The organism is Vibrio sp. A1-1 (genome assembly GCF_021728175.1).
GTDB classification, from domain to species: domain Bacteria; phylum Pseudomonadota; class Gammaproteobacteria; order Enterobacterales; family Vibrionaceae; genus Vibrio; species Vibrio diabolicus.
The window spans coordinates 67,477-92,991 of the sequence record NZ_JAKKCL010000010.1; the positions used below are offsets into that span (position 1 = coordinate 67,477).

The 25,515-nt window shown below is 45.3% G+C and carries 21 protein-coding genes; 13 read left to right on the plus strand and 8 right to left on the minus strand.

Features of this window, described 5'->3' with window-relative positions; all coding sequences use genetic code 11:
• Positions 1 to 7: 7 nt before the first annotated feature.
• The 5 genes from L3V30_RS14970 to tatC all read left to right on the plus strand — a co-directional run bounded on the left by L3V30_RS14970 (position 8) and on the right by tatC (position 3,795).
• Positions 8 to 643 carry an SCP2 domain-containing protein gene (locus tag L3V30_RS14970; RefSeq protein ID WP_237309213.1) on the plus strand — a complete coding sequence of 212 codons (636 nt, stop codon included), beginning with the start codon at positions 8 to 10 and terminating at the stop codon, positions 641 to 643.
• Positions 640 to 2,274 carry a ubiquinone biosynthesis regulatory protein kinase UbiB gene (ubiB, locus tag L3V30_RS14975; RefSeq protein WP_104974618.1) on the plus strand — a complete coding sequence of 545 codons (1,635 nt, stop codon included), beginning with the start codon at positions 640 to 642 and terminating at the stop codon, positions 2,272 to 2,274. Before L3V30_RS14970 ends, ubiB begins: the two co-directional genes overlap by 4 nt.
• Before the next feature lie 52 nt (positions 2,275 to 2,326).
• Positions 2,327 to 2,572, plus strand: a complete 246-nt coding sequence (gene tatA, locus L3V30_RS14980; RefSeq protein ID WP_005382958.1) for a Sec-independent protein translocase subunit TatA — start codon at positions 2,327 to 2,329, stop codon at positions 2,570 to 2,572.
• A gap of 3 nt (positions 2,573 to 2,575) precedes the next feature.
• Positions 2,576 to 2,974: a Sec-independent protein translocase protein TatB gene (gene tatB / locus L3V30_RS14985; RefSeq protein ID WP_005382959.1), complete on the plus strand. Its 399-nt coding sequence runs from the start codon at positions 2,576 to 2,578 to the stop codon at positions 2,972 to 2,974.
• Between the two features lie 68 nt (positions 2,975 to 3,042).
• Positions 3,043 to 3,795, plus strand: coding sequence for a twin-arginine translocase subunit TatC (gene tatC, locus L3V30_RS14990; protein ID WP_005394442.1), 753 nt, complete (start codon positions 3,043 to 3,045; stop codon positions 3,793 to 3,795).
• 460 nt (positions 3,796 to 4,255) lie between these two features.
• Here tatC and L3V30_RS14995 read toward each other — a convergent pair whose 3' ends face one another.
• Positions 4,256 to 5,017, minus strand: a complete 762-nt coding sequence (locus tag L3V30_RS14995) for a TatD family hydrolase (protein WP_237309214.1) — start codon at positions 5,015 to 5,017, stop codon at positions 4,256 to 4,258.
• A 184-nt stretch (positions 5,018 to 5,201) separates the two neighbouring features.
• On the opposite strand from L3V30_RS14995, the gene hemB reads away from it, so the two are divergent.
• The 3 genes from hemB to polA all read left to right on the plus strand — a co-directional run bounded on the left by hemB (position 5,202) and on the right by polA (position 10,232).
• The gene (gene hemB, locus L3V30_RS15000; RefSeq protein ID WP_031777176.1) at positions 5,202 to 6,263 is read left to right on the plus strand and encodes a porphobilinogen synthase; all 1,062 of its coding nucleotides are present in this window, start codon (positions 5,202 to 5,204) and stop codon (positions 6,261 to 6,263) included.
• A 127-nt stretch (positions 6,264 to 6,390) separates the two neighbouring features.
• The gene (locus L3V30_RS15005) at positions 6,391 to 6,825 is read left to right on the plus strand and encodes a GNAT family N-acetyltransferase (protein ID WP_012841227.1); all 435 of its coding nucleotides are present in this window, start codon (positions 6,391 to 6,393) and stop codon (positions 6,823 to 6,825) included.
• Between the two features lie 620 nt (positions 6,826 to 7,445).
• Complete coding sequence (gene polA, locus L3V30_RS15010) at positions 7,446 to 10,232, plus strand: DNA polymerase I (protein WP_046874157.1); 2,787 nt, start codon at positions 7,446 to 7,448, stop codon at positions 10,230 to 10,232.
• 748 nt (positions 10,233 to 10,980) lie between these two features.
• Here polA and yihA read toward each other — a convergent pair.
• Positions 10,981 to 11,640, minus strand: coding sequence for a ribosome biogenesis GTP-binding protein YihA/YsxC (yihA, locus tag L3V30_RS15015; RefSeq protein WP_005394452.1), 660 nt, complete (start codon positions 11,638 to 11,640; stop codon positions 10,981 to 10,983).
• Positions 11,641 to 11,799: 159 nt separating this feature from the next.
• On the opposite strand from yihA, the gene L3V30_RS15020 reads away from it, so the two are divergent.
• The 5 genes from L3V30_RS15020 to hemN all read left to right on the plus strand — a co-directional run bounded on the left by L3V30_RS15020 (position 11,800) and on the right by hemN (position 16,509).
• Entirely contained in the window at positions 11,800 to 12,417 is a 618-nt protein-coding gene (locus L3V30_RS15020) for a c-type cytochrome (protein WP_005379248.1), read from the plus strand.
• A gap of 839 nt (positions 12,418 to 13,256) precedes the next feature.
• Positions 13,257 to 13,895 (plus strand): class I SAM-dependent methyltransferase, encoded by a 639-nt coding sequence (locus tag L3V30_RS15025; RefSeq protein ID WP_193448012.1) that lies wholly within the window; start codon positions 13,257 to 13,259, stop codon positions 13,893 to 13,895.
• A complete protein-coding gene (yihI, locus tag L3V30_RS15030; RefSeq protein ID WP_005394455.1) occupies positions 13,895 to 14,437 on the plus strand; it encodes a Der GTPase-activating protein YihI in 543 nt (180 codons plus the stop codon). The genes L3V30_RS15025 and yihI overlap by 1 nt, the downstream gene beginning before the upstream one ends.
• A 7-nt stretch (positions 14,438 to 14,444) precedes the next feature.
• Complete coding sequence (locus L3V30_RS15035) at positions 14,445 to 14,933, plus strand: DUF2489 domain-containing protein (RefSeq protein ID WP_005379254.1); 489 nt, start codon at positions 14,445 to 14,447, stop codon at positions 14,931 to 14,933.
• 184 nt (positions 14,934 to 15,117) lie between these two features.
• A complete protein-coding gene (gene hemN, locus L3V30_RS15040) occupies positions 15,118 to 16,509 on the plus strand; it encodes an oxygen-independent coproporphyrinogen III oxidase (RefSeq protein WP_048624602.1) in 1,392 nt (463 codons plus the stop codon).
• A gap of 69 nt (positions 16,510 to 16,578) precedes the next feature.
• Here the strand turns inward: hemN and add are convergent, their stop codons facing one another.
• The 6 genes from add to glnA all read right to left on the minus strand — a co-directional run bounded on the left by add (position 16,579) and on the right by glnA (position 25,207).
• The gene (add, locus tag L3V30_RS15045; protein WP_104971131.1) at positions 16,579 to 17,583 is read right to left on the minus strand and encodes an adenosine deaminase; all 1,005 of its coding nucleotides are present in this window, start codon (positions 17,581 to 17,583) and stop codon (positions 16,579 to 16,581) included.
• Positions 17,584 to 17,730: 147 nt separating this feature from the next.
• Entirely contained in the window at positions 17,731 to 20,277 is a 2,547-nt protein-coding gene (locus tag L3V30_RS15050; RefSeq protein WP_005395037.1) for an EAL domain-containing protein, read from the minus strand.
• A gap of 102 nt (positions 20,278 to 20,379) precedes the next feature.
• On the minus strand, positions 20,380 to 21,783 hold the full coding sequence (gene glnG, locus L3V30_RS15055) for a nitrogen regulation protein NR(I) (RefSeq protein WP_005395036.1): 1,404 nt from the start codon (positions 21,781 to 21,783) through the stop codon (positions 20,380 to 20,382).
• 57 nt (positions 21,784 to 21,840) lie between these two features.
• Complete coding sequence (gene glnL, locus L3V30_RS15060) at positions 21,841 to 22,887, minus strand: nitrogen regulation protein NR(II) (protein ID WP_346014790.1); 1,047 nt, start codon at positions 22,885 to 22,887, stop codon at positions 21,841 to 21,843.
• Positions 22,888 to 23,019: 132 nt separating this feature from the next.
• Positions 23,020 to 23,601, minus strand: coding sequence for a DUF4124 domain-containing protein (locus L3V30_RS15065; protein ID WP_046874153.1), 582 nt, complete (start codon positions 23,599 to 23,601; stop codon positions 23,020 to 23,022).
• Between the two features lie 196 nt (positions 23,602 to 23,797).
• On the minus strand, positions 23,798 to 25,207 hold the full coding sequence (gene glnA / locus L3V30_RS15070) for a glutamate--ammonia ligase (RefSeq protein WP_237309215.1): 1,410 nt from the start codon (positions 25,205 to 25,207) through the stop codon (positions 23,798 to 23,800).
• Between the last annotated feature and the right edge of the window lie 308 nt (positions 25,208 to 25,515).

Sequence of the window (25,515 nt, forward strand, 5' to 3'; positions counted from 1 at the left end):
TAACGGCATGCCATTTGAACCACTTATCACCGCTGTGATTGAAACGTCACTGAATACTCTGATCAAAGACGACCCTGCATTGGGCCGTCGTTTAGCGCGTCTAAAAGGTCAAGTTATTCAAGTTCACCTGAAAGAGATCAATAAAACACTGACGTTCGTTTTTAGTCAGCAAATTGATGTGCTCGGTCATTATGAAGGACAGCCAAACTGCTACTTATCGCTCAACTTGAGCGTGTTGCCAGAGCTGCGTGACCAGGCCAACATCACTCGCCTTATTAAACAAGATAAACTCGAGCTTGAAGGCGATATTCAATTGGCGCAGAAATTCTCTCAGTTGATGGTGGATTGCAAGCCAGATGTTGAAGAGTGGTTGTCTCGCGTGACTGGCGATGTCGCCGCACATACCTTTGTGCAAGGTTCAAAAAACATAGGCAACTTCCTCGTATCTCAAGCAGAGAAACACCAGCGTCATCTTGCGCAAGTAGTGACTGAAGAGTGGAAGTTGGCACCTGCTCCTCTAGAAGTGGCGTATTTTTGCGACCAGGTTGATGAGGTTCGCAGCCAGGCTTCTCGCGTTGAAGCACGCTTGACTGCTTTGCTGAATAAGCTGGATGCAAATAAGCCGGCATTGGAGAAACCATGACGCCAGCAGAACTAAAGCGCTTATACCACATCGCCAAAGTACAACTGGAATACGGCTTAGATGAGCTGCTTCCCGATCACCAACTGACCAAAGCTCCGTTATTACTGCGCAAAAGCCTGTTCTGGATTAAGAACAAGCATCCAGAAAAACCACTCGGTGAGCGCCTGCGTTTAGCGTTGCAAGAGCTGGGGCCAGTTTGGATTAAGTTCGGTCAGATGATGTCAACGCGCCGTGACTTATTTCCTCCGCATATTGCTGATCCCCTAGCTTTGCTTCAAGACCAAGTCGCGCCATTTGATGGTGAGCTAGCAAAAAAGCAGATGGAGCAAGCATTAGGTGGTCCGTTAGAAAACTGGTTTACCGAGTTTGATATCAAACCACTGGCGTCAGCATCGATTGCTCAGGTGCATACTGCGCGTTTAAAAGACTCTAACCAAGAAGTGGTATTAAAGGTTATCCGCCCAGATATTCGCCCGGTCATTGATTCAGATCTAAAACTGATGCACCGAATGGCGCGTATAGTCGCCGGAGCGATGCCTGAAGCTCGTCGTTTGAAACCAGTTGAAGTTGTACGTGAGTACGAGAAAACATTGCTTGATGAACTCGACTTACGACGTGAAGCGGCGAATGCCATTCAGTTGCGCCGCAACTTTGAAGGCAGCGAAGAATTGTATGTTCCTGAAGTTTTTCCTGACTTCAGTAATGAAACTGTCATGGTTTCTGAGCGAATATATGGCATTCAAGTCTCTGATATTGAAGGCTTGAAAGCAAATGGCACCAATATGAAATTGCTCGCGGAGCGCGGCGTGAGTGTGTTCTTCACTCAGGTGTTCCGAGACAGCTTCTTCCATGCCGATATGCATCCGGGGAACGTGTTCGTCAAACCAGAACACCCAGAGAACCCAATGTGGATCGGGCTAGATTGCGGAATCGTTGGTACACTTAATAGTGAAGACAAGCGTTATCTGGCGGAAAACTTTCTGGCGTTTTTCAATCGAGACTACCGCCGAGTGGCGGAGTTACATGTGGACTCAGGATGGGTGCCTGCCGATACCAATGTCGATGAGTTTGAGTTCGCGATTCGTATTGTGTGTGAGCCTATTTTTGCTAAGCCGCTGTGCGAAATCTCCTTTGGTCATGTGCTGTTGAATTTGTTCAACACGGCACGTCGATTCAACATGGAGGTTCAGCCACAGCTTGTATTGCTGCAAAAAACGCTGCTGTACGTGGAAGGGCTTGGTAGGCAGCTGTACCCTCAGCTTGATTTGTGGGAGACCGCAAAACCATTCCTTGAAGAATGGATGATGAATCAAGTTGGGCCGCAAGCTTTGGTGAATGCGATTAAAGATCGCGCGCCATTTTGGGCGGAGAAGCTACCGGAACTGCCAGAGCTGCTTTACGATAGCCTGAAACAAGGTAAAGCGATGAACCAACGCATGGATCAGCTTTACCAAGGGTATCGTCAGAGCAAGCGCCAGCAGGCGACAGGAAAGTTTTTATTTGGCGTTGGCGCCACTTTAGTCGTATGCTCGGCAATATTGGTGAACAATGCTTTTGAGCAGCTTTCGTTGGCCAGCGGTATCGCAGGTGTCACATTTTGGCTGCTTAGTTGGCGAGCTTATCGTCAATAGACGTTAAACTCTTGAAATATTTTTGTTTATTTAAAGACCCGAGGTAAAGAGAATGGGTGGTATCAGTGTTTGGCAACTTCTAATCATTGCTGTAATTGTTGTATTGCTATTCGGAACTAAGAAACTACGCGGTATCGGTGGCGATCTGGGTGGTGCCGTTAAGGGCTTCAAAAAAGCGATGAGCGAAGATGAACCTGCGAAAAATGACAAAGACGCAGACTTCGAACCAAAAAGTCTAGAAGAGCAGCAGAAAAAAGAAGCTGCTCCTGAAACGAAAAAAGATAAAGAGCAGGCATAAAACGTGTTTGATATCGGTTTTTGGGAACTGGTATTAATATCTGTTGTTGGTCTGGTCGTTCTTGGGCCGGAGCGTTTGCCTCATGCTATTCGCAGCGTGTCTCGCTTTATCGGTGCCGCTAAGAGTATGGCAAATAGCGTCAAAGACGAATTGTCACACGAGCTGAAAGTCCAAGAGCTGCAAGAAAACTTGCGCAAAGCAGAGCAAATGGGGATGGATGATTTGTCTCCTGAGTTGAAATCTTCAGTCGAAGAATTGAAGAAGGCAGCGCAATCTGTAAATCGTCCTTACGCAAAGAACACCGATTCAGAGGCTGAGCCTGTAAAAACAGAGCCAGCAGCAGAAAAGGTAGAGAAAGCGGAAGAGAGCAAGGTTACAGCGGCAGATAAGAAAGCCGAATAGTCTCATTAGGAGGAGCTACTAGTGATTGGTAGCTCCTTTTTGATCTGGTTTTTAATAAGAGGTTTGCCATGTCTACCGTCGAGCAGACACAACCTTTAATTAGTCATTTGTTGGAGCTTCGCAACCGACTACTGCGCTCAATTTTGGCAGTGTTGGTGGTGTTTGTCGGACTAATTTATTTCTCTAACCACATTTACGAGTTTGTTTCCGCACCTTTAGTAGAGCGTCTACCTGAAGGCGCGACCATGATTGCTACGGATGTGGCTTCACCCTTTTTCACGCCACTGAAGTTGACGTTAATCGCTTCGGTATTTATTGCGGTGCCGTTTATTTTGTATCAAGTTTGGGCCTTTGTTGCTCCTGGCTTATACAAACATGAGCGTCGTTTGATTATGCCGTTGCTGTTTTCCAGCTCACTGCTGTTTTATTGCGGTGTGGCATTTGCGTATTTTGTGGTGTTTCCACTAGTGTTTGGCTTCTTTACTGCTATCTCATTGGGTGGTGTAGAGTTTGCGACCGACATTTCTAGCTATCTCGATTTTGTACTGGCGCTATTTATGGCGTTTGGTATCGCATTCGAGGTGCCTGTTGCGATTATTTTGTTGTGTTGGACTGGGGCCACCACACCAGAAGATCTAAGACAGAAACGGCCTTATATCATTGTGGCGGCGTTTGTCGTAGGTATGGTGTTAACGCCACCAGACATGATCTCGCAAACCTTACTCGCTATTCCGATGTGTTTACTGTTTGAAGTCGGTTTGTTCTTTGCGCGTTTTTATACGCGTCGAGGCGAAGAGGCAGAAGCGGAAACCGAAGAATAAGTTTACTGTAGATGTAAAAAGCGGCTCAATTGAGCCGCTTTTTTTGCGGTTGGTTTGTTTCTTGGGCTAACTACTTAACTTTCATGACGTAACCACACTTTGTGCATACGTATACTTCCTTGATGCCCAGCAGCTTTTGAAAAAAACTGCGCGGTACGCGTTGTAAGTAAGCACCATGTGTACACACTTCAACTTCCATATTCATGCTGTTTTACATTTGTGCTAATTAATGGGCATAAAGCAGTATAGAAAAAGAATATGTCTAATTGTCGACAGTTTTGCAAAACAGACGAAGTAAAGTGGCGATATGAGAGGTAAGTAGAGTTGCTAGTTAATTATTATGTTTATCAATAACTTTGTGTGGGTTGTTCTATTATTTCAATAGGTTGAATCATTCATTCAATAGTTTAGGTAATAAAAAAGCGACGTTGATTTCGTCGCTTTTTTCAATTTTCGTGAATTAAATATTAAACAGCTTTTTGGCATTTTCAGTCGTTATTGCATCGATAGTTGCGACATCGACATCACGCAAGTCGGCAACACGTTGTGCAACGAGAGAAGTGTAGGCTGGTTCATTACGCTTACCACGGTGCGGTACAGGCGCTAAGTATGGACAATCGGTTTCTAAAATGACCCACTGCATATCCAAATGTGGAATGACTTTATCCATCCCGCCATTCTTAAAGGTCGATACGCCACCCAAGCCTAAGTGGAAGCCTAGCTCATTGATTGCTTGCGCTTCTTCTAAGCTGCCTCCAAAACAGTGGAATACACCACTCAGACGACCATCTTGCTCTTGTCTTAGCAAAGTGAGTGTTTCTTCAATCGAATCACGAGTGTGGATAACGACTGGTAAATCCATCTCTTTTGCCCAGTTAAGTTGAGCTACGAATGCCATCTCTTGCTCGGCGCGATAGGTTTTGTCCCAATACAGGTCGATACCAATTTCACCCACCGCAATAAACTTGTGTTTCTCAAACCAGCCGCGGATGATTTCCAACGTTTGCTCAACGTTGTTATCCACATAGCAAGGGTGGAGTCCCATCATTGAGTGGCACACGTCAGGATATGCCGCTTCGGTTTGTAGCATGGGCTTAATAGAGTCCAGATCGATGTTTGGCAACAGGATCTTATTAATGCCTTGCGCTAAGGCGCGTTGTACTACTTCATCGCGGTCGTTATCAAATTCGCTGGCATAGATGTGCGCGTGGGTATCGATCATCGTTACTCTCTGTGCTTCATGATTGGTTTCGTATTCGAAGTATACTTGAGTGTGAGTGCTGGGTCATTTTCAGTTTTTTTCATTACCTTTTTCCAGATTGTCACTCGCAACATGCATCAAGAGTGATATGATTTTGTTCACCAGATGATTTGATCATCATAACCGTCCAGACAAGGAGAAAATGGTGTCTGTATCAATTCAAGGTCCATTCCCTGCACGCCGTATGCGTCGTTTACGTAAGCACGATTTTAGTCGTCGTTTGATGGCTGAGAACCAACTTTCTGTTAATGATCTGATTTACCCAATGTTCATCCTAATGGGTAAAGATCGTCGTGAGAGCGTGGAGTCCATGCCGGGTGTAGAGCGTTTGTCGATTGATTTAATGCTAGAAGAAGCGCAATACCTTGCAAATCTAGGCGTTCCAGCAATCGCGCTTTTCCCTGTCGTAAACCAAGACGCTAAAAGCTTATGTGCTACTGAAGCCTACAACCCAGAAGGTTTGGTTCAGCGAGCAGTACGTGCGCTTAAAGAACATATTCCTCAAATCGGTGTGATCACAGATGTGGCACTTGACCCATTCACGACGCACGGCCAAGACGGCATCATCGATGAAGATGGTTACGTAATGAATGATGAAACCACGGAAGTACTGGTTAAGCAGGCTTTGTCTCACGCTGAAGCGGGTGCTGACGTCGTCGCGCCTTCAGACATGATGGATGGCCGAATTGGTAAGATCCGCGAAGCATTAGAAAACGCGGGCTACATCCATACTCAAATCATGGCTTACTCGGCTAAATACGCATCGAACTACTACGGACCATTCCGTGATGCGGTTGGCTCCTCTTCAAATCTAAAAGGCGGCAACAAGAAAAACTACCAAATGGACCCAGCAAACATTGATGAAGCGATTCACGAAGTGGCGCTAGACATCAATGAAGGTGCGGACATGGTGATGGTTAAACCTGGTATGCCATACTTAGATGTAGTTCGCCGAGTAAAAACTGAACTTCAAGTACCGACATTTGCTTATCAAGTATCTGGCGAGTACGCGATGCATAAAGCGGCGATCATGAATGGCTGGCTCAAAGAGCGCGAAATTGTGATGGAATCACTACTGTGCTTCAAACGTGCAGGTGCTGACGGCATCTTAACGTACTTTGCGAAAGATGTGGCTGAGTGGTTGGCAGAAGAGAATGCACAAACTGCTCAACACCTAAATCGTACTCCGGAAGCGACTGAAGAGTAATTATCGCTCAGTGAGAAACACCAGACCAACAAGAGTTGTTCGTCTGTATATACCCAAGTAACCTCAGGCGGATTACAACAGTAACAATCCAAGGTGCTTGGGTATTTTTATTTTGGAGAAGAGAACAATGACAATGCTGATTCGTGAAGGCACATTGGAAGAAGCACTTCAAGTTGTGGCACGTGTTACCGAATTTTCGAAAGGAGAAACGGTAGACTCCATGACTCAACGTTTAGAAGAGAAAAACAGTTTAATCCTCGTTGCAGAAAAAAATGGCACGATTGTCGGCTTCAAAATAGGTTACGAATTAGAGGATGGTGTTTTCTATAGCTGGTTAGGTGGTGTCGTTCCTGAGGCTCGAAATGAAGGCGTGGCACAATTGCTTTTGGAAGCACAAGAAGATTGGGCGGCTGAGCAAGGCTATAACACGTTAAAAGTGAAATCTCGAAATCAGTTTCCTGCTATGCTTCGATTGTTATTGAGGAATGGCTATATCATTGAAAAATTTGAAGAAAAAATTAATCTTCGTGAATCTCGAGTTCATTTCATTAAAGCGATGTGAAAATAAATGAGATTTTTTCTCATTTAACTGTTGACTACGAAATGAGAATCATTATTATTAAACCTGTCTTAGGGAATGAGGAAGAGTTCACAAGGACGTTGAATGACTTATTAACAGAAGTTGATTAACTGAAAGTTGAGAAGTGATGAAACATTTTTCCGAGAACTTGCACGAATTCTTTTTGACACGACATTGCTCACATTGCTTCCAGTGTAATTTATAGCTTCTTGGTTAAGCTGCTCTATTTACAGAATTTGCTTTACCACTTCTGCTAGGCGACCCCATTCGGGTCGCTTTTTTCTTTTCTACGATTTCTATTTGACGTCACTATTCGTATTTTTTCCACACACGATGATCATTTAAGGATCGTTGATCTTCTCGCCGCTTTATAAAATAAACCTTTAAAAACAATAACTTAACGTAAGTGTTTTTTGTGTTTTCTATCATTGGATAACCAGTGGATAATTTCTATAAACAGAGTTATCCACAGGGTGAGGTTATCTTCGTGAATAAAATCGAAAAATTTACGCGACCTAGATCGAGCGAACAAGATAGATTCGGATCAGCAGTCATGGCATCCTAGGCAGATCTCTCAAGTACTGAATTGGATACAGACAATTATGGCAAGTATTCCTGAAAATCCGTTGATCCTTATCGACGGCTCTTCTTACCTATATCGCGCTTTTCACGCCTACCCGGGCACCATGAGTAATGGTGAAATTCCAACTAATGCCGTTTACGGTGTCGTGAACATGTTACGCAGCATGATGCGTCAGTTTGCGTCTGAGCGCATCGCGGTGGTTTTCGATGCGAAGGGAAAAACCTTCCGTGATGATATGTATGCAGAATACAAAGCTAATCGTCCGCCAATGCCGGATGATCTGCGTTGCCAAATTGAACCATTGCACAATGTTATTCGCGCGATGGGTTTACCACTGATCTGTGTTCCTGGTGTCGAAGCGGATGACGTCATTGGTACGTTGGCGCATCAAGCATCACAAAAGGGCATGCCTGTATTGATCAGTACTGGTGATAAAGACATGGCGCAGTTGGTGGATGATAATATTACCCTGATCAACACCATGACGAACGTCGTGATGGATCGTGAAGGTGTGGTTGAAAAGTTTGGCATTCCACCTGAGTTAATCATCGACTACCTAGCGCTGATGGGCGATAAAGTAGATAATATCCCTGGTGTGCCAGGCGTGGGTGATAAAACAGCGACCGCACTACTGCAAGGTATTGGCGGTCTGACTAAGCTGTATGAAAATCTCGATGACATTGCTGCGCTCGGTTTCCGTGGTTCTAAAACCATGGCGAAGAAGCTCATCGATAACAAAGAAAATGCCATGCTGTCGTACGAGCTCGCGACCATTAAATTGGATGTTGAACTTGAAGAAACGCCAGAATCACTGCTGAAAGCGGAACCAAATAAAGACGAACTAGTGAAGCTGTATGGCCAACTGACGTTTAAATCTTGGTTGAACGAACTACTTGAAGGCGGTTCTGGGTCGGTAGAAGCTGTTGAGCTTGCTGGCTCTGCTCAAGCCTCTGCTTCTCATGCCGAGATGGAAACTTCCGCAGTGACAATCGACCGCAGCCAATATGAAACGATTCTGGATGAAGAAACCTTCAATGCGTGGCTAGACAAACTTCAAACGGCCGAGTTGTTTGCGTTTGATACGGAAACCGACAACCTAGATTACATGCTAGCGAACCTGGTTGGTTTGTCATTCGCTGTCGATGAAGGCATTGCCGCTTATGTGCCTGTTGCACATGACTACCTAGATGCACCTGAACAGCTTGATCGTGATTGGGTTCTAGGACAGCTTAAGCCAATTCTTGAAGATGCAGCGAAAGCAAAAGTTGGTCAAAACTTAAAGTATGATGCGTCTGTATTGGCTCGTTATGACATTGAACTAAAAGGTATCAAGCACGACACGATGTTGGAATCGTACATTTACAACAGTGTCGGCGGTAAACACGATATGGACAGCTTAGCGCTGCGCTTCCTACAGCATAGTTGCATTTCTTTTGAGCAAATTGCAGGTAAAGGCAAAAATCAGCTTACGTTTAACCAAATCGAGTTGGAACAAGCATCGCCATACGCGGCAGAAGATGCGGATGTGACCCTTCGTCTGCACAATCGCTTGTTTGCGAATATCGAGCAGGATGAAAGCCTAAAGACAGTTTACGAAGAGATTGAAATGCCGTTGGTGCCAGTTCTTTCGCGCATTGAACGCACCGGGGTCTTTATTGACGAAATGAAGCTGAGTGCGCAGTCGGTCGAGATTACCGCTCGCCTTGATGAGCTTGAAAAGAAAGCGTATGAAATTGCAGAGCAAGAGTTCAACATGAACTCGCCAAAGCAATTACAAGCCATCCTATTTGAAAAAATGGGTTTACCGGTGGTGAAGAAAACGCCATCAGGTACACCATCGACGAATGAAGAAGTGCTGCAAGAGCTTGCCTTAGATTACCCACTGCCAAAATTGATTTTGGAATACCGTGGTTTGGCGAAGCTAAAGTCAACGTACACGGACAAACTGCCGAAGATGATCAACCCAACAACAGGGCGTGTGCATACTTCTTACCATCAAGCGGTAACCGCAACAGGTCGTCTATCTTCTACCGATCCGAACTTACAGAACATTCCAATTCGTAACGAAGCTGGCCGTCGTATTCGCCAAGCGTTTGTCGCACCAGCTGGCCATAAAATCTTAGCGGTCGACTACTCGCAAATCGAACTGCGCATCATGGCGCACCTTTCTGGCGACCAAGCGTTATTGGATGCCTTCCGTGATGGTAAAGACATTCACGCGGCAACTGCGGCAGAAATTATGGGTCTGGATATTGAACAAGTATCGAGCGAGCAGCGTCGCCGTGCTAAAGCCGTTAACTTCGGGCTTATCTATGGCATGAGTGCATTTGGTTTGGCGAAGCAGCTCGGTATCCCTCGCGGCGAAGCACAAGCCTACATGGATAAATACTTTGAGCGTTACCCTGGCGTTATGCAGTACATGGAAGACACGCGCAGCACGGCTGCAGATAAGGGCTATGTTGAAACGATTTTTGGTCGACGTTTGCATTTACCAGAAATCAAATCGCGCAACGGGATGCGTCGTAAAGCTGCTGAACGTGCGGCAATCAACGCACCGATGCAAGGTACGGCTGCGGACATCATTAAGAAAGCGATGCTGTTGGTTGATCAGTGGATTCAGGAAGAAGGCAATGGCCGTGTGAAGTTGTTAATGCAAGTACACGATGAATTGGTCTTTGAAGTTGAAGAGTCATCATTGTCCGAAATTGAAAGTAAAGTACAGAAATTGATGGAATCTGCAGCAGAGCTAAAAGTACCGTTGGTTGCAGAAGCAGGGCACGGTGACAACTGGGATCAAGCTCATTAGTCACTTTTAGACCAAAATAACCAATTAATTATGAGCCAGCGCACAAACGCTGGCTTTTTTTTGCGATTAAAAAAGCTAGCGCAAAGTTAACTTTGATGTTGCTTAATAAAAATTTAATGAAAAAAAACTACAAAAATTCTTTGCAATTCTGACCAATTGTTGTACATTAATACTCGTAGGGTACAGAGGTAAGATGTTCTATCTTTCAGACCTTTTGTTTCACGTTATTGGATTAGGCTGATTCAGCCGCCCCAGTCAGCTTTTGACTGGGGCGTTTTTTATTGGGCGAAAGAAAATTTTTCTTTTTGTTCAATGTGTTGGGTTGGTAACGACTTGTCTTTATATTTCTTCCATCTTTAACCTATTGTCTACACTCCAATTTTCTTCAAATACTCGCAAACTATTCAGTCTGTAAATTTATGCCAATCACACTATGATTTTTTCTTGAAGGAAACTAAGTTGACGTGGAAGTGGGTAGGTTTCTGTCTAACTTGTTGAATTGTATTTTCTTTATTGGTTATGGTTGTGAGTTAATTAAGCGAAAGCTAAAATTAGGCGGCTTTTTAAGCTATTGAAATCATCCGATAGTTCAGCAATGCTTCGTCACATAACAATAATTACCAATTTTTCTCTCCCGTTATCCCTGCCAGGAAGGTGGGGATTTTTATTGCCTGTTATTTAGCTCAGATAAACAAAAGCCCCACCAAATGGTAGGGCCGTGTCGAAAAGATTTAACAAATATTGTTAATTATTCTTCGTCGCTTGCTGGGGTATCCAGTTCGCCTTCTTCTATCAGGTGTGCGAGCGCCGGTGCAAACCAGGTATCTAGTTTTGCACGCAGCTGATCAACGCCTAATCCTTTAAGGGAAGAGAACACATCAACGGAAACGTCGCCACCGAAAGTTTCCACTTGTTTGCGAACTTTCAGCAGGGTTTGTTTGCGTGCGCCACTTTTTAGTTTATCTGCTTTGGTTAGCAAAACTTGCACAGGAATGTGGCTATCGATGGCCCAGAAAATCATTTGCTGGTCGAGATCTTTCATTGGATGACGAATGTCCATCAGAACCACTAAGCCTTTTAGGCACTCGCGTTTCTGTAGGTATTCACCCAAAGATTTCTGCCATTTGTTTTTCATCTCTACCGGTACTTGAGCAAAACCGTATCCAGGTAGATCGACAATGTGACAACCTTCTTCTACTTTGAAAAGGTTGATTAATTGCGTACGACCAGGTGTCTTTGATGTCTTGGCTAAGCTTTTTTGATTAGTTAGACGGTTAAGTGCACTCGATTTACCAGCGTTTGAGCGTCCTGCAAACGCAATTTCGACACCTTCGTCTTCCGGTAGGTGACGAATATCGGGTGCGCTGGTGATGAAATGCGTATTTTGGTAATGAATTTTTACGCTCACTGTTAACTCCATCTCGACTTTGTGTAGTCGATTGATTACTTTTTTGTGAAAATGTGTAAAATAACCGTGCTCGGCATAAGGTCGCCTATTGTACCATGAGTGTACGCGGTATGTTCACATTCCGTGGTACTGGAAGCTTGATAATTATAATGGAATGTCATGAAGAAATTAGCGCTAATTTTGAGTCTTTTAGCCAGTTGCTCAGTATGGGCCCAAGGTAATATTGAGGCTGGTAAAGCAAAATCACAAACCTGTGTCGCCTGTCACGGAGCAGATGGCAACAGTGCAATAACAACGTACCCGAAACTCGCAGGCCAACACGCTAAGTATCTTGAGAAGCAGTTAAAAGAACTTAAGCTAGGCATGACAAGTGGTGGTAAACAAGGTCGTTACGATCCTGTAATGAGTGGTATGGCAATGCCACTGAGCGATGAAGATATCGCAGACCTATCTGCTTACTACGCTTCGCTACCAGTTTCAGAAAACTCAACACCTGAAGATGTGGTAGCAAAAGGCAAAACGCTTTATACCGCTGGTGATGCCGAGCGTGGCCTAACCGCATGTATTGCATGTCATGGTCCTCGTGGCAATGGTACTGAGCTTTCAGGTTTCCCGAAAATTTCTGGTCAGCATGCTGACTACATCAAAGCTCAGCTAGAAAAATTCCGTGATGGCGACCGTGGTAATGATATGAATGCCATGATGCGCGACATCGCGAAGAAAATGACAGACGAAGATATCGAAGTGCTGTCTAAATACGTTGGCGGTCTGCACTAATATACCTAAATCGCTCAAGATCCTGCATCTTGAGTTTATTGGGTAGATGTCCCTACATCGTTCGAGCAACTTGTACAAAAATGCCCTAGTGAATCCACTAGGGCATTTTTGTTCGTGACAGATATCACAGTCGAGTTTGGATTCGAAAGCGATAGTTAGCTCGGTAGTTTGTGAGACATTTGCCATACTTGATGTTGGCTTTTTCTTGTTGATGTTTTTAAGTTTTTGATTAAATGATAATTTTGATGTTTTAGAAAAATAGGTGGATTATTTTTTCAACTCATTACTTGTGAGCATCGCGGGATGGCGTAAAGTAGAAGTTGTTCACAGGGGGTGAATGTAAGGATTTAAGACCACGGTTTAGGTCTCCAAGGATGTAGCTCGGATGCTTGGTGATTTAGAAAGGGATTTAGATAGGTAGGGAGCCTATCAGATAAGGATGGTCATCTCGTCTGACGGTTAAGACAGTGAAACGGATCAGGCACAGGAAGTTGCTCAGTAGACAGGAAGTAAACGGATAGCCAAAACTCATCAGGAAGATGAAAAACAACTCTTTTTGGCAGGGAAAGCTCGAAAAACAAAGGGATCATTGGTGCACCAAATGTGTGCAACACAGTTTCGCCAATTGATGGCACTTAGAAAGCGACAGTCTGACTGTCGCTTTTTTTATATTCTTTTCCCTTGGTAAGTCGCAATCTGAATTACGATTACTGCACTTATTTACTTCGATGGGTTGTAAACAAAGTTTTTTAACAAAAATTGCTGAAAAAATGCTCAGCAACACTCCAATCTGAGTTCACTTTCTGGTATGTTTCGCATCCCTGTTTGAGGAAGTCAGCATGCATACCTGTCCTTTATGCCAAAATCAGCGTACTCACCACTATTTTGAAGATAAGCGACGTGAATATCTTCAATGTGAGCAGTGCTGTTTGGTGTTCGTGAATCCAGACCAACGTTTGGATGCGGAAACCGAAAAAGCTCACTATGATTTGCATGAGAACAACCCTGAAGATTTAGGTTACCGACGCTTTTTGTCGCGTATTGCTGACCCGATCACAGAGCGAATTTCTCCACAATCAAATGGTATCGACTTTGGTTGTGGTCCTGGCCCAACGCTCTCCTTGATGCTGGAAGAGGCGGGGCACAACATGGCGTTGTACGATCTCTACTACCACCCTGATACGTCGGTTTTAGAAAAAACGTATGATTTCATGACAGCAACAGAGGTGATAGAGCACCTCTACCACCCAGATTTGGTGTGGAAGCAATGGTTGAATTTAGTTAAGCCAGGGGGCTGGATAGGCCTGATGACGAAAATGGTCATCGACGTGGAGGCTTTCAAATCATGGCATTATAAGAACGATCTCACTCATGTAGTGTTCTTTAGTCGTGACACGTTCCAGTTCCTAGCAGAGCGGGATAAGCTCGAACTCGAATTTATTGGTAATGATGTAATTTTACTGAGGAAACCCCAGTAATGAGCCGTAGTAAAAAATCTAGAAAGCCAGGTGCCGCTGGCGCACCTGAGTTTGTTGTAACTCGTAACCGTACAGAATCTGATGTGGAAGGCCGCCTACGCAAGCGTGCTAAAAAGCGCAAAGGCTTGAAAACGGGTAACCGTAACTCAGAAGTTAACGAGCAGAAAAAGCAAGCTGCTGCACAAAACCGCGACCCGCGTTTAGGCAGTAAAAAGAAAATTCCTCTGGTTGTTGAGCCTGCGAAGAAAATGACGAAGCAAGAGCGTCGTTTGTCGGCAGAGCAAGAACTAGAGATGCTAGAAAATGATGCGCAATTGAACGTGTTGCTAGACCGTATTGAAGCGGGTGAAAACCTAGGCACAGGTCTACAGAAATACGTCGATGAGAAGCTCGATCGCATTGAGAAGTTAATGGACCAACTAGGTTTGTTGGAACCTGAAGAAGAGGAAGACTTCACTGCTCCTGCTGAGAAAAGCACGCGCAATGATGATGACTTGCTGGCAGATTTCGACGACATTAACTTCGACGACTACAAAGGATAATTAAGCTATGAATGTAACCTTATTAGCTATTGCTGGTGTTGTGATTATCATCGCACTTGCTTCTTATGCAGGTTACCTTCTGCTTCAATTGAAAAAGCAAAAGGAATTGCAGCTAAAGCATCAAAAATTGGCGATAGATAAACGTAACGCCAACATTTTTGAGAATGTGCATACCTTGTGTCAGGCGGGTATTCAAGGCCAATGCGATTTATCTGAAATCAGTATTCGTGTGTATAACATCATGGATTATGTACAAGGTGAAGACCGTGTCGATTTTGATAAAACGTACCCAGCAATTTCTGAGCTTTACCATATCGTGAAAGATATGGCGCGTGGTGAAGAACGCCAACAACTTGCCAAGAAAGAGCGTATGCAACAGAACTTGACGCGTCATAAAGCGGAAAGCCGCCTCACTGATGCGATCATTGAAGAGCTCAAAGTGTTGCAGAAAAACGTCCAGCCACTGAATAATCAAATCAATATTCAGATGATTTAATAGTTACCCCCAATGGTTTCCTTATGACTGCTGGGGGTATCGTGATCACGCTAGCACTTCTTTAGTTTTATAATTAAAAAGCCAGTCGGCGTTGCCACGCTTGTCATCGTCGTATGGCAAAATAGCGGCTCTGAATATCGGGTGACGGCTTTCGTTGCCCTAGCATTTAACGGAAAGTACCACCATGTCGAATCAACACACTGAATCGAAGCAGCAAATCGTCTGGGATCAAGCGGTATTGGATAAGTACAACTATTCCGGTCCTCGCTACACGTCGTACCCAACGGCGCTGGAGTTCCATGAAGCGTTCACCATTTCTGATTATGATATGGCATGCACTCAGTACCCAGACCGCCCATTATCGCTGTACGTACACATTCCGTTCTGTCACAAGCTTTGTTACTACTGTGGTTGTAATAAAGTCATCACGCGCCACTCGCACAAAGCGGACGAATACCTCGATGTGCTTGAGCATGAGATTCGTCAACGTGCAGCCTTATTGGTGGGCAGAACGGTAACGCAATTGCACTTTGGTGGTGGTACGCCAACGTTCCTTTCTGAAAAGCAAATTACACGCGTAATGAGCCTGTTGCGCCAAGAGTTTACCTTTAGCAGTGATGCTGAAATCAGTATCGAAGTTGACCCGCGTGAAATTCAGATCACCATGCTGGATCACCTGCGTAGTGAAGGCTTTAACCGCTTGAGCATCGGTGTTCAGGACTTCAACAAAGAAGTGCAAAAACTGGTGAACCGTGAGCAAGATGAAGAGTTCATCTTTGCGATGGTTGCGCGCGCAAAAGAGTTGGGTTTCCGTTCGACAAACCTAGATTTGATCTACGGCTTGCCAAAGCAAACCAAAGACTCTTTTGCCAAGACGTTAGAACAAGTACTGGAAATGCAGCCGGGCCGTCTGTCCGTGTTTAACTACGCGCACATGCCACAGCTATTTGCAGCGCAGCGTAAGATTAAAGACGAAGATCTGCCTAAAGCAGAAGAGAAGATGGCGATTCTGCAAGATACCATCGCGACACTGACTGGTGCTGGCTACCAGTTCATCGGTATGGACCATTTTGCATTGCCTGATGACGAACTTGCCGTTGCTCAGCGCGAAGGTATTTTGCATCGCAACTTCCAAGGCTACACCACACAAGGTGAATGTGATTTGGTTGGCTTTGGTGTCTCTGCAATCTCGATGATTGGCGATGCATACGCGCAAAACCAGAAAGAGCTGAAGAAATACTACGCTCAAGTCAACGAACTTCGTCACGCATTGTGGAAAGGGGTCTCGCTGGACTCTGATGATTTGCTACGTCGCGAAGTGATCAAGCAGCTGATTTGTAATTTTAAACTAGACAAGAAAGCGATCGAGTCTGAGTTTAAAGTGAAGTTTGATCAGTACTTTAAAGAAGACTTGCAGCTACTTCAGACCTTCATCAACGATGAGCTGGTGGAAGTGGATGACAATGAAATTCGTGTGACGCTGCGAGGTCGTTTGCTGATCCGTAATATTTGTATGAGCTTCGATAAGTACCTGCGAGCGAAGGCGCGTCAGCAACAATTCTCTCGTGTTATCTAATCATAGACGCCGATTCAAGATATAAAAAATGCCAGCAGATGCTGGCATTTTTTTGTGTTTTCGCTGGATTTAAGCGCGATCTTTTACTTTTGCTTTCAGTTCCGCTTTTTCTGCTTCTGAAAGGAATGCAATCTCAAGACCATTGATTTGTGCTTGGCGAATCTGGTCTTGGCTCAGACCAGCTGCTGGTGCCGCTACTTCGTATTCGTATGGCAGTTCGATGCCTTCTACCGCTGGATCGTCAGTGTTCAGACACGCAAGAACGCCATGCTCTAGGAACTGTTTGAGAGGGTGGTTTTCTAACGTTTCTACCGTGCTTGTTTGGTAGTTTGATGTTAGGCAAGACTCAATACCAATGCGGTTTTCTGCTAGGTAATCCATCAGTTTTGGATCGTGGAGCGCTTTTACGCCGTGACCGATACGAGTTGCGCCCAGCTCATTGATTGCTTGCCACATGCTCTCTGCACCTGCTGCTTCACCAGCATGAACCGTTACCCCAAGGCCAGCGTCGCGTACTTGTTTGAAGTGAGACACAAAGCGATCGCCCGGTTGGCCCAGTTCGTCACCCGCCAAGTCGACGGCAACGATGTGATCTTTTTGGCTCAGAATGCCGTCCAGTTCTTGTTGGCATGCGTCGGTGCCAAATGTGCGACTCATGATGCCGATCAGGTTGGCTTTCACGCCAAAATCGCGCATACCCGCTTGCACACCGTCCACGACTGCTTCAACAACACCCGCTACTGGTAACTTGTGTTTCATTGCCATGTAGTATGGTGAGAAACGCAGTTCAGCGTAATCGATTTGAGCGTTTAGTGCGTCTTCTACGTTTTCGTACGCCACACGACGACATGCATCTAGGTCGCCCAGTACCGCAACACCCCAGTCGAGCTTAGAAAGGAAAGCAACAAGAGAGGGTTCCGCTTCGACAATTTGAACGTGAGGAGTTAGAGACTCAATATCGTACGCTGGCAGAGCAATACCAAATTTTTGGCCAAGCTCAAGAATCGTTTTAGTACGAATGTTACCGTCGAGGTGGCGGTGCAAATCAGTAAGAGGAAGGTTCTTCGTTATCATTATGTCGATCCGGATAGTTATGAACTGGAACAGGGCCCAAACATCATCTGTGACAATACATGGGTAAGATTTGCAGTTAAGTATAAATAACAGTTAGGTAGATTGTCAGTAGAGGATGTCTAGGAAATCAACGATTCTCGCTCTTTTCTACTTCATGTTAACCAAATGTGTTGGCCACTCTTCTAGTGGCATTGGACGGCTGTAATAGAAGCCTTGCACTTGGTTGCAGCCTAAAGAGCGTAGTAATTGTGCTTGATTGCTATCCTCTACGCCTTCTGCGACGACATTGGTTTTGAGGCCCGCGGTGATATTGATGACCGCAGCAACGACCGAACTGTCTAAGTTTTCTTGCGTGAGTTGATTGATGAAGGTGCGATCAATCTTCAAACAAGTAAATGGCAGTGAGTGAAGATAACCCAGTGATGAGTAACCGGTACCGAAATCATCGATCGCGATACCAATCCCCATATCACGCAGTTTGGTCATATTTTCCAGTGTGGTTGGTGCGCTATCAATAATGCGCGACTCGGTGATCTCCAGTGTTAGGTTACTGGCAGGTAATTTTGTGATATCCAACACGTTGGTCACTGTATCGACAAAATCAGGGCAGGACAGTTGATTAACGGAGATGTTCACATGCAGTTGGAAGTCTGATGGCCACTGATTACTTTGAATGGCTTGGTATGTATCGCGGCAAGCTTGTAACAGAATTTGTTGGCCAATGGCTTTGATCATGCCGCTTTCTTCTGCGATTGGAATAAAATCTAATGGTGACACCATTCCTGAGTCACTGTGCCAGCGCGCCAGCGCTTCTGCGCCACACACATTACCACTAGCGAGATCCACAATAGGTTGATAATGAGGGACAAACTCTTGGTTTTCGATGCCAGTTTGAATCTTAGTCAGCATTTGGGTGCGGAACTTTGAAGCGCTTGCCAGTTCAGGGCTGTAATGACAGACACCGGTCAGTGAGTCTTGCTTGGCGTAGCTTAATGCGATGCTGGCGTTGCGAAGCCACAGCGGCATGGTTTCATTTGGTTGGGTTTGCACAATGCCAAGTGAAATCTTCATCACTACATTCTCACCTTCCACCATAAATGGGGTGGAAAAGAGTTGCTGTAATCGACGCTCGGTTTGTTTAACTTTGGCTTCCGTATCGGCGTTTGAGAGAAACACTGCGAACTCATCACCACCAATCCGAGCCAGTAACGCGTTATCACTAAACTCTTGTTTTAGCCTTTCTGCGATGCTGACCAACAGTTGATCACCGTTATGATGACCCACACTGTCGTTGATATCTCTAAATTTGTTGATACCAAGTAAAAATAAACTGCCGTGGCACAGGTGAGATTGGTTCTCACAGATTTCGACCAAGCCCTGACGACTGTATAAGCGTGTCAGAGAGTCATAAACCAACTGTTCACGCAACGCTTTAAATGAGGCTCTGAGGTTACTCGTCATCTCATTAAAGGCATGCACAAGTACCGTTGTCTCATACACATAACCAGGTTTTGGCATACTGCTGTCCCAATCGCCATTCGCAAGGTGTTGGGCGGCGTCGGCCGTCGCGTTAATCGGTCTGGTGACTCGGTTGAAAATGATCCAACTGATGGCGATACCAAATAAGCTGACGATAAACCCGACCAGCCAACTCTTTTGTTGGCTTTTCGGCAATGTACCCAGCAACTCGGATTCAGATATAGAGGTGCCAATAAACCATGTTAAACCGTTTTGATCTCGGTATGGGGTTAGTCGGCTGAAAATACGTTGGCCGTCATGCTCAAATGAAAAGGTGTAAGGTTGCTTAGTATTGTTGAGATCAAACGACCGAACGCGGCTCGCACTGATTTTGATGATCGGATCTGCGTTTTCAGCCGCAAACAAACGCTGCCCTTTATCAGAAAACTTTGTGCCCCATGAGATGACGCTTCCCGGGCCTGAGTGAGCGATTAAACGATGCTCTGGGTCCATGATGTAGACCGAAGCTTTGGTGTTGTATTTTAACTCACGTAGAAATTCGTTAAATGTGTTGATGCGAATGTCTGTCACCAAAACGCCAGCAAATTGGTCGTGTTTATACACTGGTGTCATGGCTGACAGCGTAATATCCTGGCGTTCATCGGCATTCGTATAAATCTCAGACCACATCGAGGTTTGAGTCTCTGCGACGGGCGTATACCATGGGCGAGTGCGAGGATCGTATGGAGAGATAACCGTTCGAATGCTATTACTCACATGGTTGGTGCCATAAATAATCAGATCACCATCGGTATATCGATCTTGAACCATTAAGGTGTAATCGTCGGAAAGCTCGCGGCGGAACCCGGCAAAGTCACCGCTTTCTGAACCAAATGCGATGACATCCAACTGCGGTATCGATTGGTAAAGGTTTTTGAATGCACTCAGCAGGTAGCTTTGAATATCTGAGGTGTCGTGAGGATGATAAAGGTTGTGATAGCTGACGTTATGCGCGAGAGCCATAACCGCAGTAAACGGCTTGCGCAGATAGCTATTAAGGTGGTCGTGGACACTTTCGGTTAACACGGAAAGTTGTTTGTCGCTGATATCTGTGACCACTTCTTCGTAGCTTTGTTTTTGGACGTAGACAATGACACCGATCGCCAGTAAGAAGATCATGACAAATGGAATGAGAACAGCGGTACGCAGTGTAATTTGAGTCGTAGCAGTAGACATTGCCTAATCACATAGATGGTGGTGCGCCACAATTGTACTGATATTTTTGTTAATATCGAGTGACAAACGACTCTCGTTGTTAACGCACCACGTAAGTGATTGTCAGTACAATTCTTTTAATTTTCTGGTAAGCGTGTTTCGCCCCCAGCCTAATACTTTAGCGGCATCTTGCTTGTGACCTTTAGTGTGCTCCAAAGCTGCCTCTAATAAAATGCGCTCAAATTCTGGTAAAGCATAAGAAAGCAGTTCTTTATCTCCTGCCGCAAGTGATTGACGTGCCCAATCCGCCAATTGTTCTTGCCAGCTGCCATGCTCAGAGTCCGAAATGGATTTTTTCTCTTCCAGCAGTTCGCTTGGTAAGTCGTTTGGCAATACCTCGCTACCACTGGCCATGACGGTTAACCAACGGCAAATATTCTCTAATTGACGCACGTTGCCCGGCCAATCAAGGCGGTTAAGAATTTCAACGGTCGACGGATGCAGAGTTTTGGTTTCGACCCCCAGCTCATCAGCCGCTCGGATAAGAAAATGCTGCGTAAGTTTTTCGATGTCTTGCTTACGTTCACGCAATGCCGGAATCTGCACTCGAATCACGTTCAAGCGATGGAATAAGTCTTCACGGAAATCGCCTTCATGCACCAGCTTTTCTAAATTCTGGTGTGTTGCCGCGACAATCCTTACGTCGACGCTGATTGGGGAGTGACCGCCCACTCGATAAAACTGTCCGTCGGCCAGAACACGCAGCAAACGGGTTTGAATATCTAACGGCATGTCACCGATTTCGTCTAAAAATAGGGTGCCGCCATTGGCTTGTTCGAATCGACCCTGGCGAACATTGTTCGCCCCGGTAAATGCCCCTTTTTCATGACCAAACAACTCTGACTCAATCAGATCTTTGGGAATCGCCGCCATATTGAGTGCAATAAAAGGTTTGTTGGCGCGAGGACTATGGCGGTGCAACGCATGAGCAACGAGCTCTTTACCCGTGCCCGATTCACCGTTAATCAATACTGAAATTGAGGAGCGAGAAAGACGACCAATGGCGCGAAATACTTCTTGCATGGCTGGCGCTTCACCGATGATTTCTGGCGTTTCCGCGGGAATGTCTTCTGGAGAGAGTTGCTCACGTTTATTTTCGTGACTGTGTGCAATCGCTCGTTCAACCAGAGTTAAGGTTTCATCGATATCAAAAGGTTTTGGTAAGTATTCAAAGGCGCCTTTTTGGTACGCATTCACTGCCGCATCCAAATCTGAGTGGGCGGTCATGATAATCACGGGAAGGTCTGGGTAATCGCGCTGTACTTGTTTTAGCAGTTCTAATCCATCAATGCCCGGCATGCGAATGTCTGATACCAGCACATCTGGTACTTCGCGTTCGAGCGCCATCAAAACGCTTTCCCCATCGGCATAGGTTTCGCATTTTATGTTGGCAGAGGAGAGCGTTTTCTCCATCACCCAGCGAATGGAACTGTCGTCATCAACGACCCAAACATATCCTTTACTCATGTAGTAATCCTTGCAGCAAACCGAAAAACTGATGCGACTTGAAGTCCATTAGTGCAATCAGATCGGCAAATAAATAGTAAATGTTGTGTGACTAGGCCAGCTTTCTACGTCTATTTTTCCATTGTGCTGGTCGATCAAATTTTGTGAAATAGACAGCCCTAAGCCAGTTCCTCCCTCGCGGCCACTGACCATGGGATAGAACAGCGTGTCTTGTAATTCCGGTGGAATGCCAGGGCCGTTGTCTGTGATTTCGACACGCGCAGCGAGTTTACAGCGTTTGCCGTGAATATTAGCTTGATGCACCGTTCTGGTGCGAATGGTGATTTTACCGTGTTCTTGATGGCTAAGAATTTGCGCCGCATTACTGACGATATTAAGCATAGCCTGTTCGATTTGGTCCGCATCCATCAAAATTTCTGGCAAGCTCGGGTCGTAATCGCGTTCAATCACGATTGAACGTTGCGATTCTAATTCAACCAACTGGCGGACCTTTTCCAGAATTTGATGCAAGTTTTCTTGTGTCTTTTTACCTGGCTTTTGTGGCCCGAGTAATCGATCAACGAGCGCTCTTAAACGGTCGGCTTGCTCAATAATGATGTGCGTATACTCGGTGAGAGAGGGATCTGGCAGCATTTTTTCTAGCAATTGCGCTGCACCACGTAATCCACCTAGCGGGTTTTTGATCTCATGTGCAAGCCCTCGGACTAACAGTTTCGCCGCTTGTTGTTGGGCGTGCTGGTTCAGTTCTTGAGAGAGTCGTCGCTGCTGATCAATTTTGCGCATCTCGACGAGTAACATCAGTTGTTTTTGCCAAGTGATTGGGCTAACTGTCACCTCTAGCATTAAGGGGCGGCCATCAACAACGAAAGTGACGTCACTGTCGGTGATGCTTTGGCCACTTTGCAATGGTTGAGTGAGCAGCGCGAGATCCAGCGACGCATGTTGAATCAATTGAGAAAGCGATTGTTCAACAATACGTTTCGCGCTTTGAGAAAACAGCAACTCGGCAGCCGGATTGGCATAACGGATAGCCAATCCATCATCAAGAATCAGCGTTGCTGTCACCATGTTGTTGAGAATGGCACTAGGAAGACTGGTATCCACATTACGTCCTTGTTTTGCTTTAAGATTGTGCGTTGCACAATAATGGTGCAATTGAACGTTAAGTATGGCGAATAAATCTCAGAAGAAAAAGTGAAAAGCACCGCAGTGATGCTATTTTTTTCACCAGATATTCTATTTTGCCCCTTTTACGGTCGGCTTAACACTTGCTCTATGTAAATGCACCGTTATAGGGCTAGTAGATGCAATAAGCTTGCCGCTTCTTTTCGCGTGCACGGCCAGTGTGTGGGTGCCTCGGTCAATATTGTTTAACTGCCACATCATATGGCTTTGTGGCGCACCATAAGGTTTTCCGTCGAGCAGCAGTTGCAACTGTTCGCCGATACCAAGCTTGCGATTGGTTTCCAGTTGAATATTGATGATGCCTCGGTTGCTGCGGATGGTTTCGTTATGTTGAGGAGTCAGCATCGAGAGCTTTAATGGGAGAGGTTTATCGGTTTTCTTTTCCGGCTTGTTTTGTGGCTCTTTAGATAGCTTGGTCTGAGGGGCGAGTGATTCCGTGCTTTCTACCTTAGGAGCCGGTGCGCTGGCTTCAAGGTTTGGCAGCGCGATGGCTTTTGCACCTTGGTTTGGCGTATCACTAAAATGAACCACGCCATTTTTATCTACCCATGTATAAGCAACCTGCGCTGATGCGATGGAGACGATTAATAATCCGCTGAGAGCACATAGCGATGGAATAAGCTGAACTTTCATTGCTCACCTTCTTTTGATCGATGATTTCACGTTTCAATGGCTTAGCTCTTTGACCTACAAGGTAAAAAGTCCAAGCGTATTTTTATTATCCCCTCATGTTAAACGTCGAATCTTGACTGACGAATACAAAAAAGGCCCGCCTGCGAGGCGAGCCTAATATTTTGTTGCTGTGTTTACATTTTACACAGTGTCGACCTTATACAGAGTAGTAAAGTTCGAACTCAACTGGGTGAGTTGTCATGTTCACGCGCTCTACGTCCTGAGATTTCAGCTCGATGTAAGAGTCGATGAAGTCGTCAGAGAATACACCACCTGCTGTTAGGAATTCACGGTCAGCATCTAGCTCTGCTAGTGCGTCTTTCAGTGAGTATGCAACCGTTGGGATTTCTGCTGCTTCTTCTGCTGGTAGATCGTAAAGGTCTTTATCCATTGCTTCGCCTGGGTGGATCTTGTTCTTAATACCGTCAAGACCAGCCATTAGCATTGATGCAAAGCATAGGTATGGGTTAGCCGCTGGGTCACCGAAACGAACTTCGATACGACGTGCTTTCGGGCTTGGTACCACAGGGATACGGATAGAAGCAGAGCGGTTACGTGCAGAGTAAGCAAGCATAACTGGCGCTTCGAAGCCTGGTACAAGACGTTTGTACGAGTTTGTTGATGGGTTAGCAAATGCGTTGATTGCACGAGCGTGTTTGATGATACCGCCAATGTAGTAAAGCGCCATTTCAGATAGACCGCCGTACTTGTCACCAGCAAATAGGTTTACACCATTTTTCGCTAGAGATTGGTGAACGTGCATACCGCTACCGTTGTCACCAACAAGTGGTTTAGGCATGAACGTCGCTGTTTTACCAAACGCGTGAGCAACGTTGTGTACAACGTACTTGTAGATTTGGATTTCGTCAGCTTTGGTTGTTAGCGTGTTGAAACGAGTTGCGATTTCGTTTTGACCCGCTGTTGCCACTTCGTGGTGGTGTGCTTCAACAACAAGACCCATCTCTTCCATTACTAGACACATAGCAGAACGGATATCTTGAGATGAATCCACTGGAGCTACAGGGAAGTAACCACCTTTAACGCCTGGACGGTGACCTTTGTTACCTTCTTCGTAATCAGAACCTGTGTTCCATGCTGCTTCTACGTCATCGATCTTGAAGAAAGAGCCTGACATGTCAGTCGCGAACTTCACGTCGTCAAATAGGAAGAATTCTGGCTCAGGACCGATAAGTACAGTATCTGCAACGCCAGTAGAGCGCATGAAGTCTTCAGCGCGTTTTGCGATAGAACGTGGGTCACGGTCGTAGCCTTGCATTGTTGCCGGCTCTAAGATGTCACAACGGATGTTTAGTGTTGCGTCTTCCGTGAATGGGTCAAGCACAGCAGAAGATGCGTCAGGCATCATTACCATGTCTGATTCGTTGATACCTTTCCAGCCAGCAACTGATGAACCATCGAACATTTTACCTTCTTCGAAGAAGTCTGCGTCGATTTGGTGAGCAGGGATCGAAATGTGCTGCTCTTTACCTTTTGTATCAGTGAAGCGTAGGTCAACAAACTTAACTTCGTTTTCTTGGATCAGCGATAGAACGTTTTCTACTGACATCTTGGATAACCTCCAGTGTTAATAAGCGGTAAAAGCTCGATTTATGAATTATTCATGAAACCTGGCATTGATTAATCAATTTGACTTTTCATTAATCGATGCTGTTTTAACTAAAGCCAAAACCGTGCCAAAAAAAATATTCCATTAATTTCAAGCAATTGTGTTTTTTGGCGCTAGCTTGGTGCAGATGATTGCACCAAAATGATCTTTACTTGCACTATTGTGGTGCGGAAAATCATTATTGCACCATAATGTGACAGGCGCATTGCTTATTCAGCCCAGTTTTTGAGCAAGAGTCAATTTGAATT

What these genes read in the sequence shown, in the direction of transcription:
- L3V30_RS15005 (WP_012841227.1), top strand. Translation starts at nt 6,391, where the DNA reads ATGACAATGCTGATTCGTGAAGGCACATTGGAAGAAGCACTTCAAGTT.
- L3V30_RS15025 (WP_193448012.1), top strand. Translation starts at nt 13,257, where the DNA reads ATGCATACCTGTCCTTTATGCCAAAATCAGCGTACTCACCACTATTTT.
- yihI (WP_005394455.1), top strand. Translation starts at nt 13,895, where the DNA reads ATGAGCCGTAGTAAAAAATCTAGAAAGCCAGGTGCCGCTGGCGCACCT.
- L3V30_RS14970 (WP_237309213.1), top strand. Translation starts at nt 8, where the DNA reads ATGCCATTTGAACCACTTATCACCGCTGTGATTGAAACGTCACTGAAT.
- L3V30_RS15020 (WP_005379248.1), top strand. Translation starts at nt 11,800, where the DNA reads ATGAAGAAATTAGCGCTAATTTTGAGTCTTTTAGCCAGTTGCTCAGTA.
- L3V30_RS14995 (WP_237309214.1), bottom strand. Translation starts at nt 5,017, where the DNA reads ATGATCGATACCCACGCGCACATCTATGCCAGCGAATTTGATAACGAC.
- L3V30_RS15065 (WP_046874153.1), bottom strand. Translation starts at nt 23,601, where the DNA reads ATGAAAGTTCAGCTTATTCCATCGCTATGTGCTCTCAGCGGATTATTA.
- ubiB (WP_104974618.1), top strand. Translation starts at nt 640, where the DNA reads ATGACGCCAGCAGAACTAAAGCGCTTATACCACATCGCCAAAGTACAA.
- glnG (WP_005395036.1), bottom strand. Translation starts at nt 21,783, where the DNA reads ATGAGTAAAGGATATGTTTGGGTCGTTGATGACGACAGTTCCATTCGC.
- hemN (WP_048624602.1), top strand. Translation starts at nt 15,118, where the DNA reads ATGTCGAATCAACACACTGAATCGAAGCAGCAAATCGTCTGGGATCAA.
- polA (WP_046874157.1), top strand. Translation starts at nt 7,446, where the DNA reads ATGGCAAGTATTCCTGAAAATCCGTTGATCCTTATCGACGGCTCTTCT.
- glnA (WP_237309215.1), bottom strand. Translation starts at nt 25,207, where the DNA reads ATGTCAGTAGAAAACGTTCTATCGCTGATCCAAGAAAACGAAGTTAAG.
- L3V30_RS15050 (WP_005395037.1), bottom strand. Translation starts at nt 20,277, where the DNA reads ATGTCTACTGCTACGACTCAAATTACACTGCGTACCGCTGTTCTCATT.
- L3V30_RS15035 (WP_005379254.1), top strand. Translation starts at nt 14,445, where the DNA reads ATGAATGTAACCTTATTAGCTATTGCTGGTGTTGTGATTATCATCGCA.
- tatC (WP_005394442.1), top strand. Translation starts at nt 3,043, where the DNA reads ATGTCTACCGTCGAGCAGACACAACCTTTAATTAGTCATTTGTTGGAG.
- add (WP_104971131.1), bottom strand. Translation starts at nt 17,583, where the DNA reads ATGATAACGAAGAACCTTCCTCTTACTGATTTGCACCGCCACCTCGAC.
- tatA (WP_005382958.1), top strand. Translation starts at nt 2,327, where the DNA reads ATGGGTGGTATCAGTGTTTGGCAACTTCTAATCATTGCTGTAATTGTT.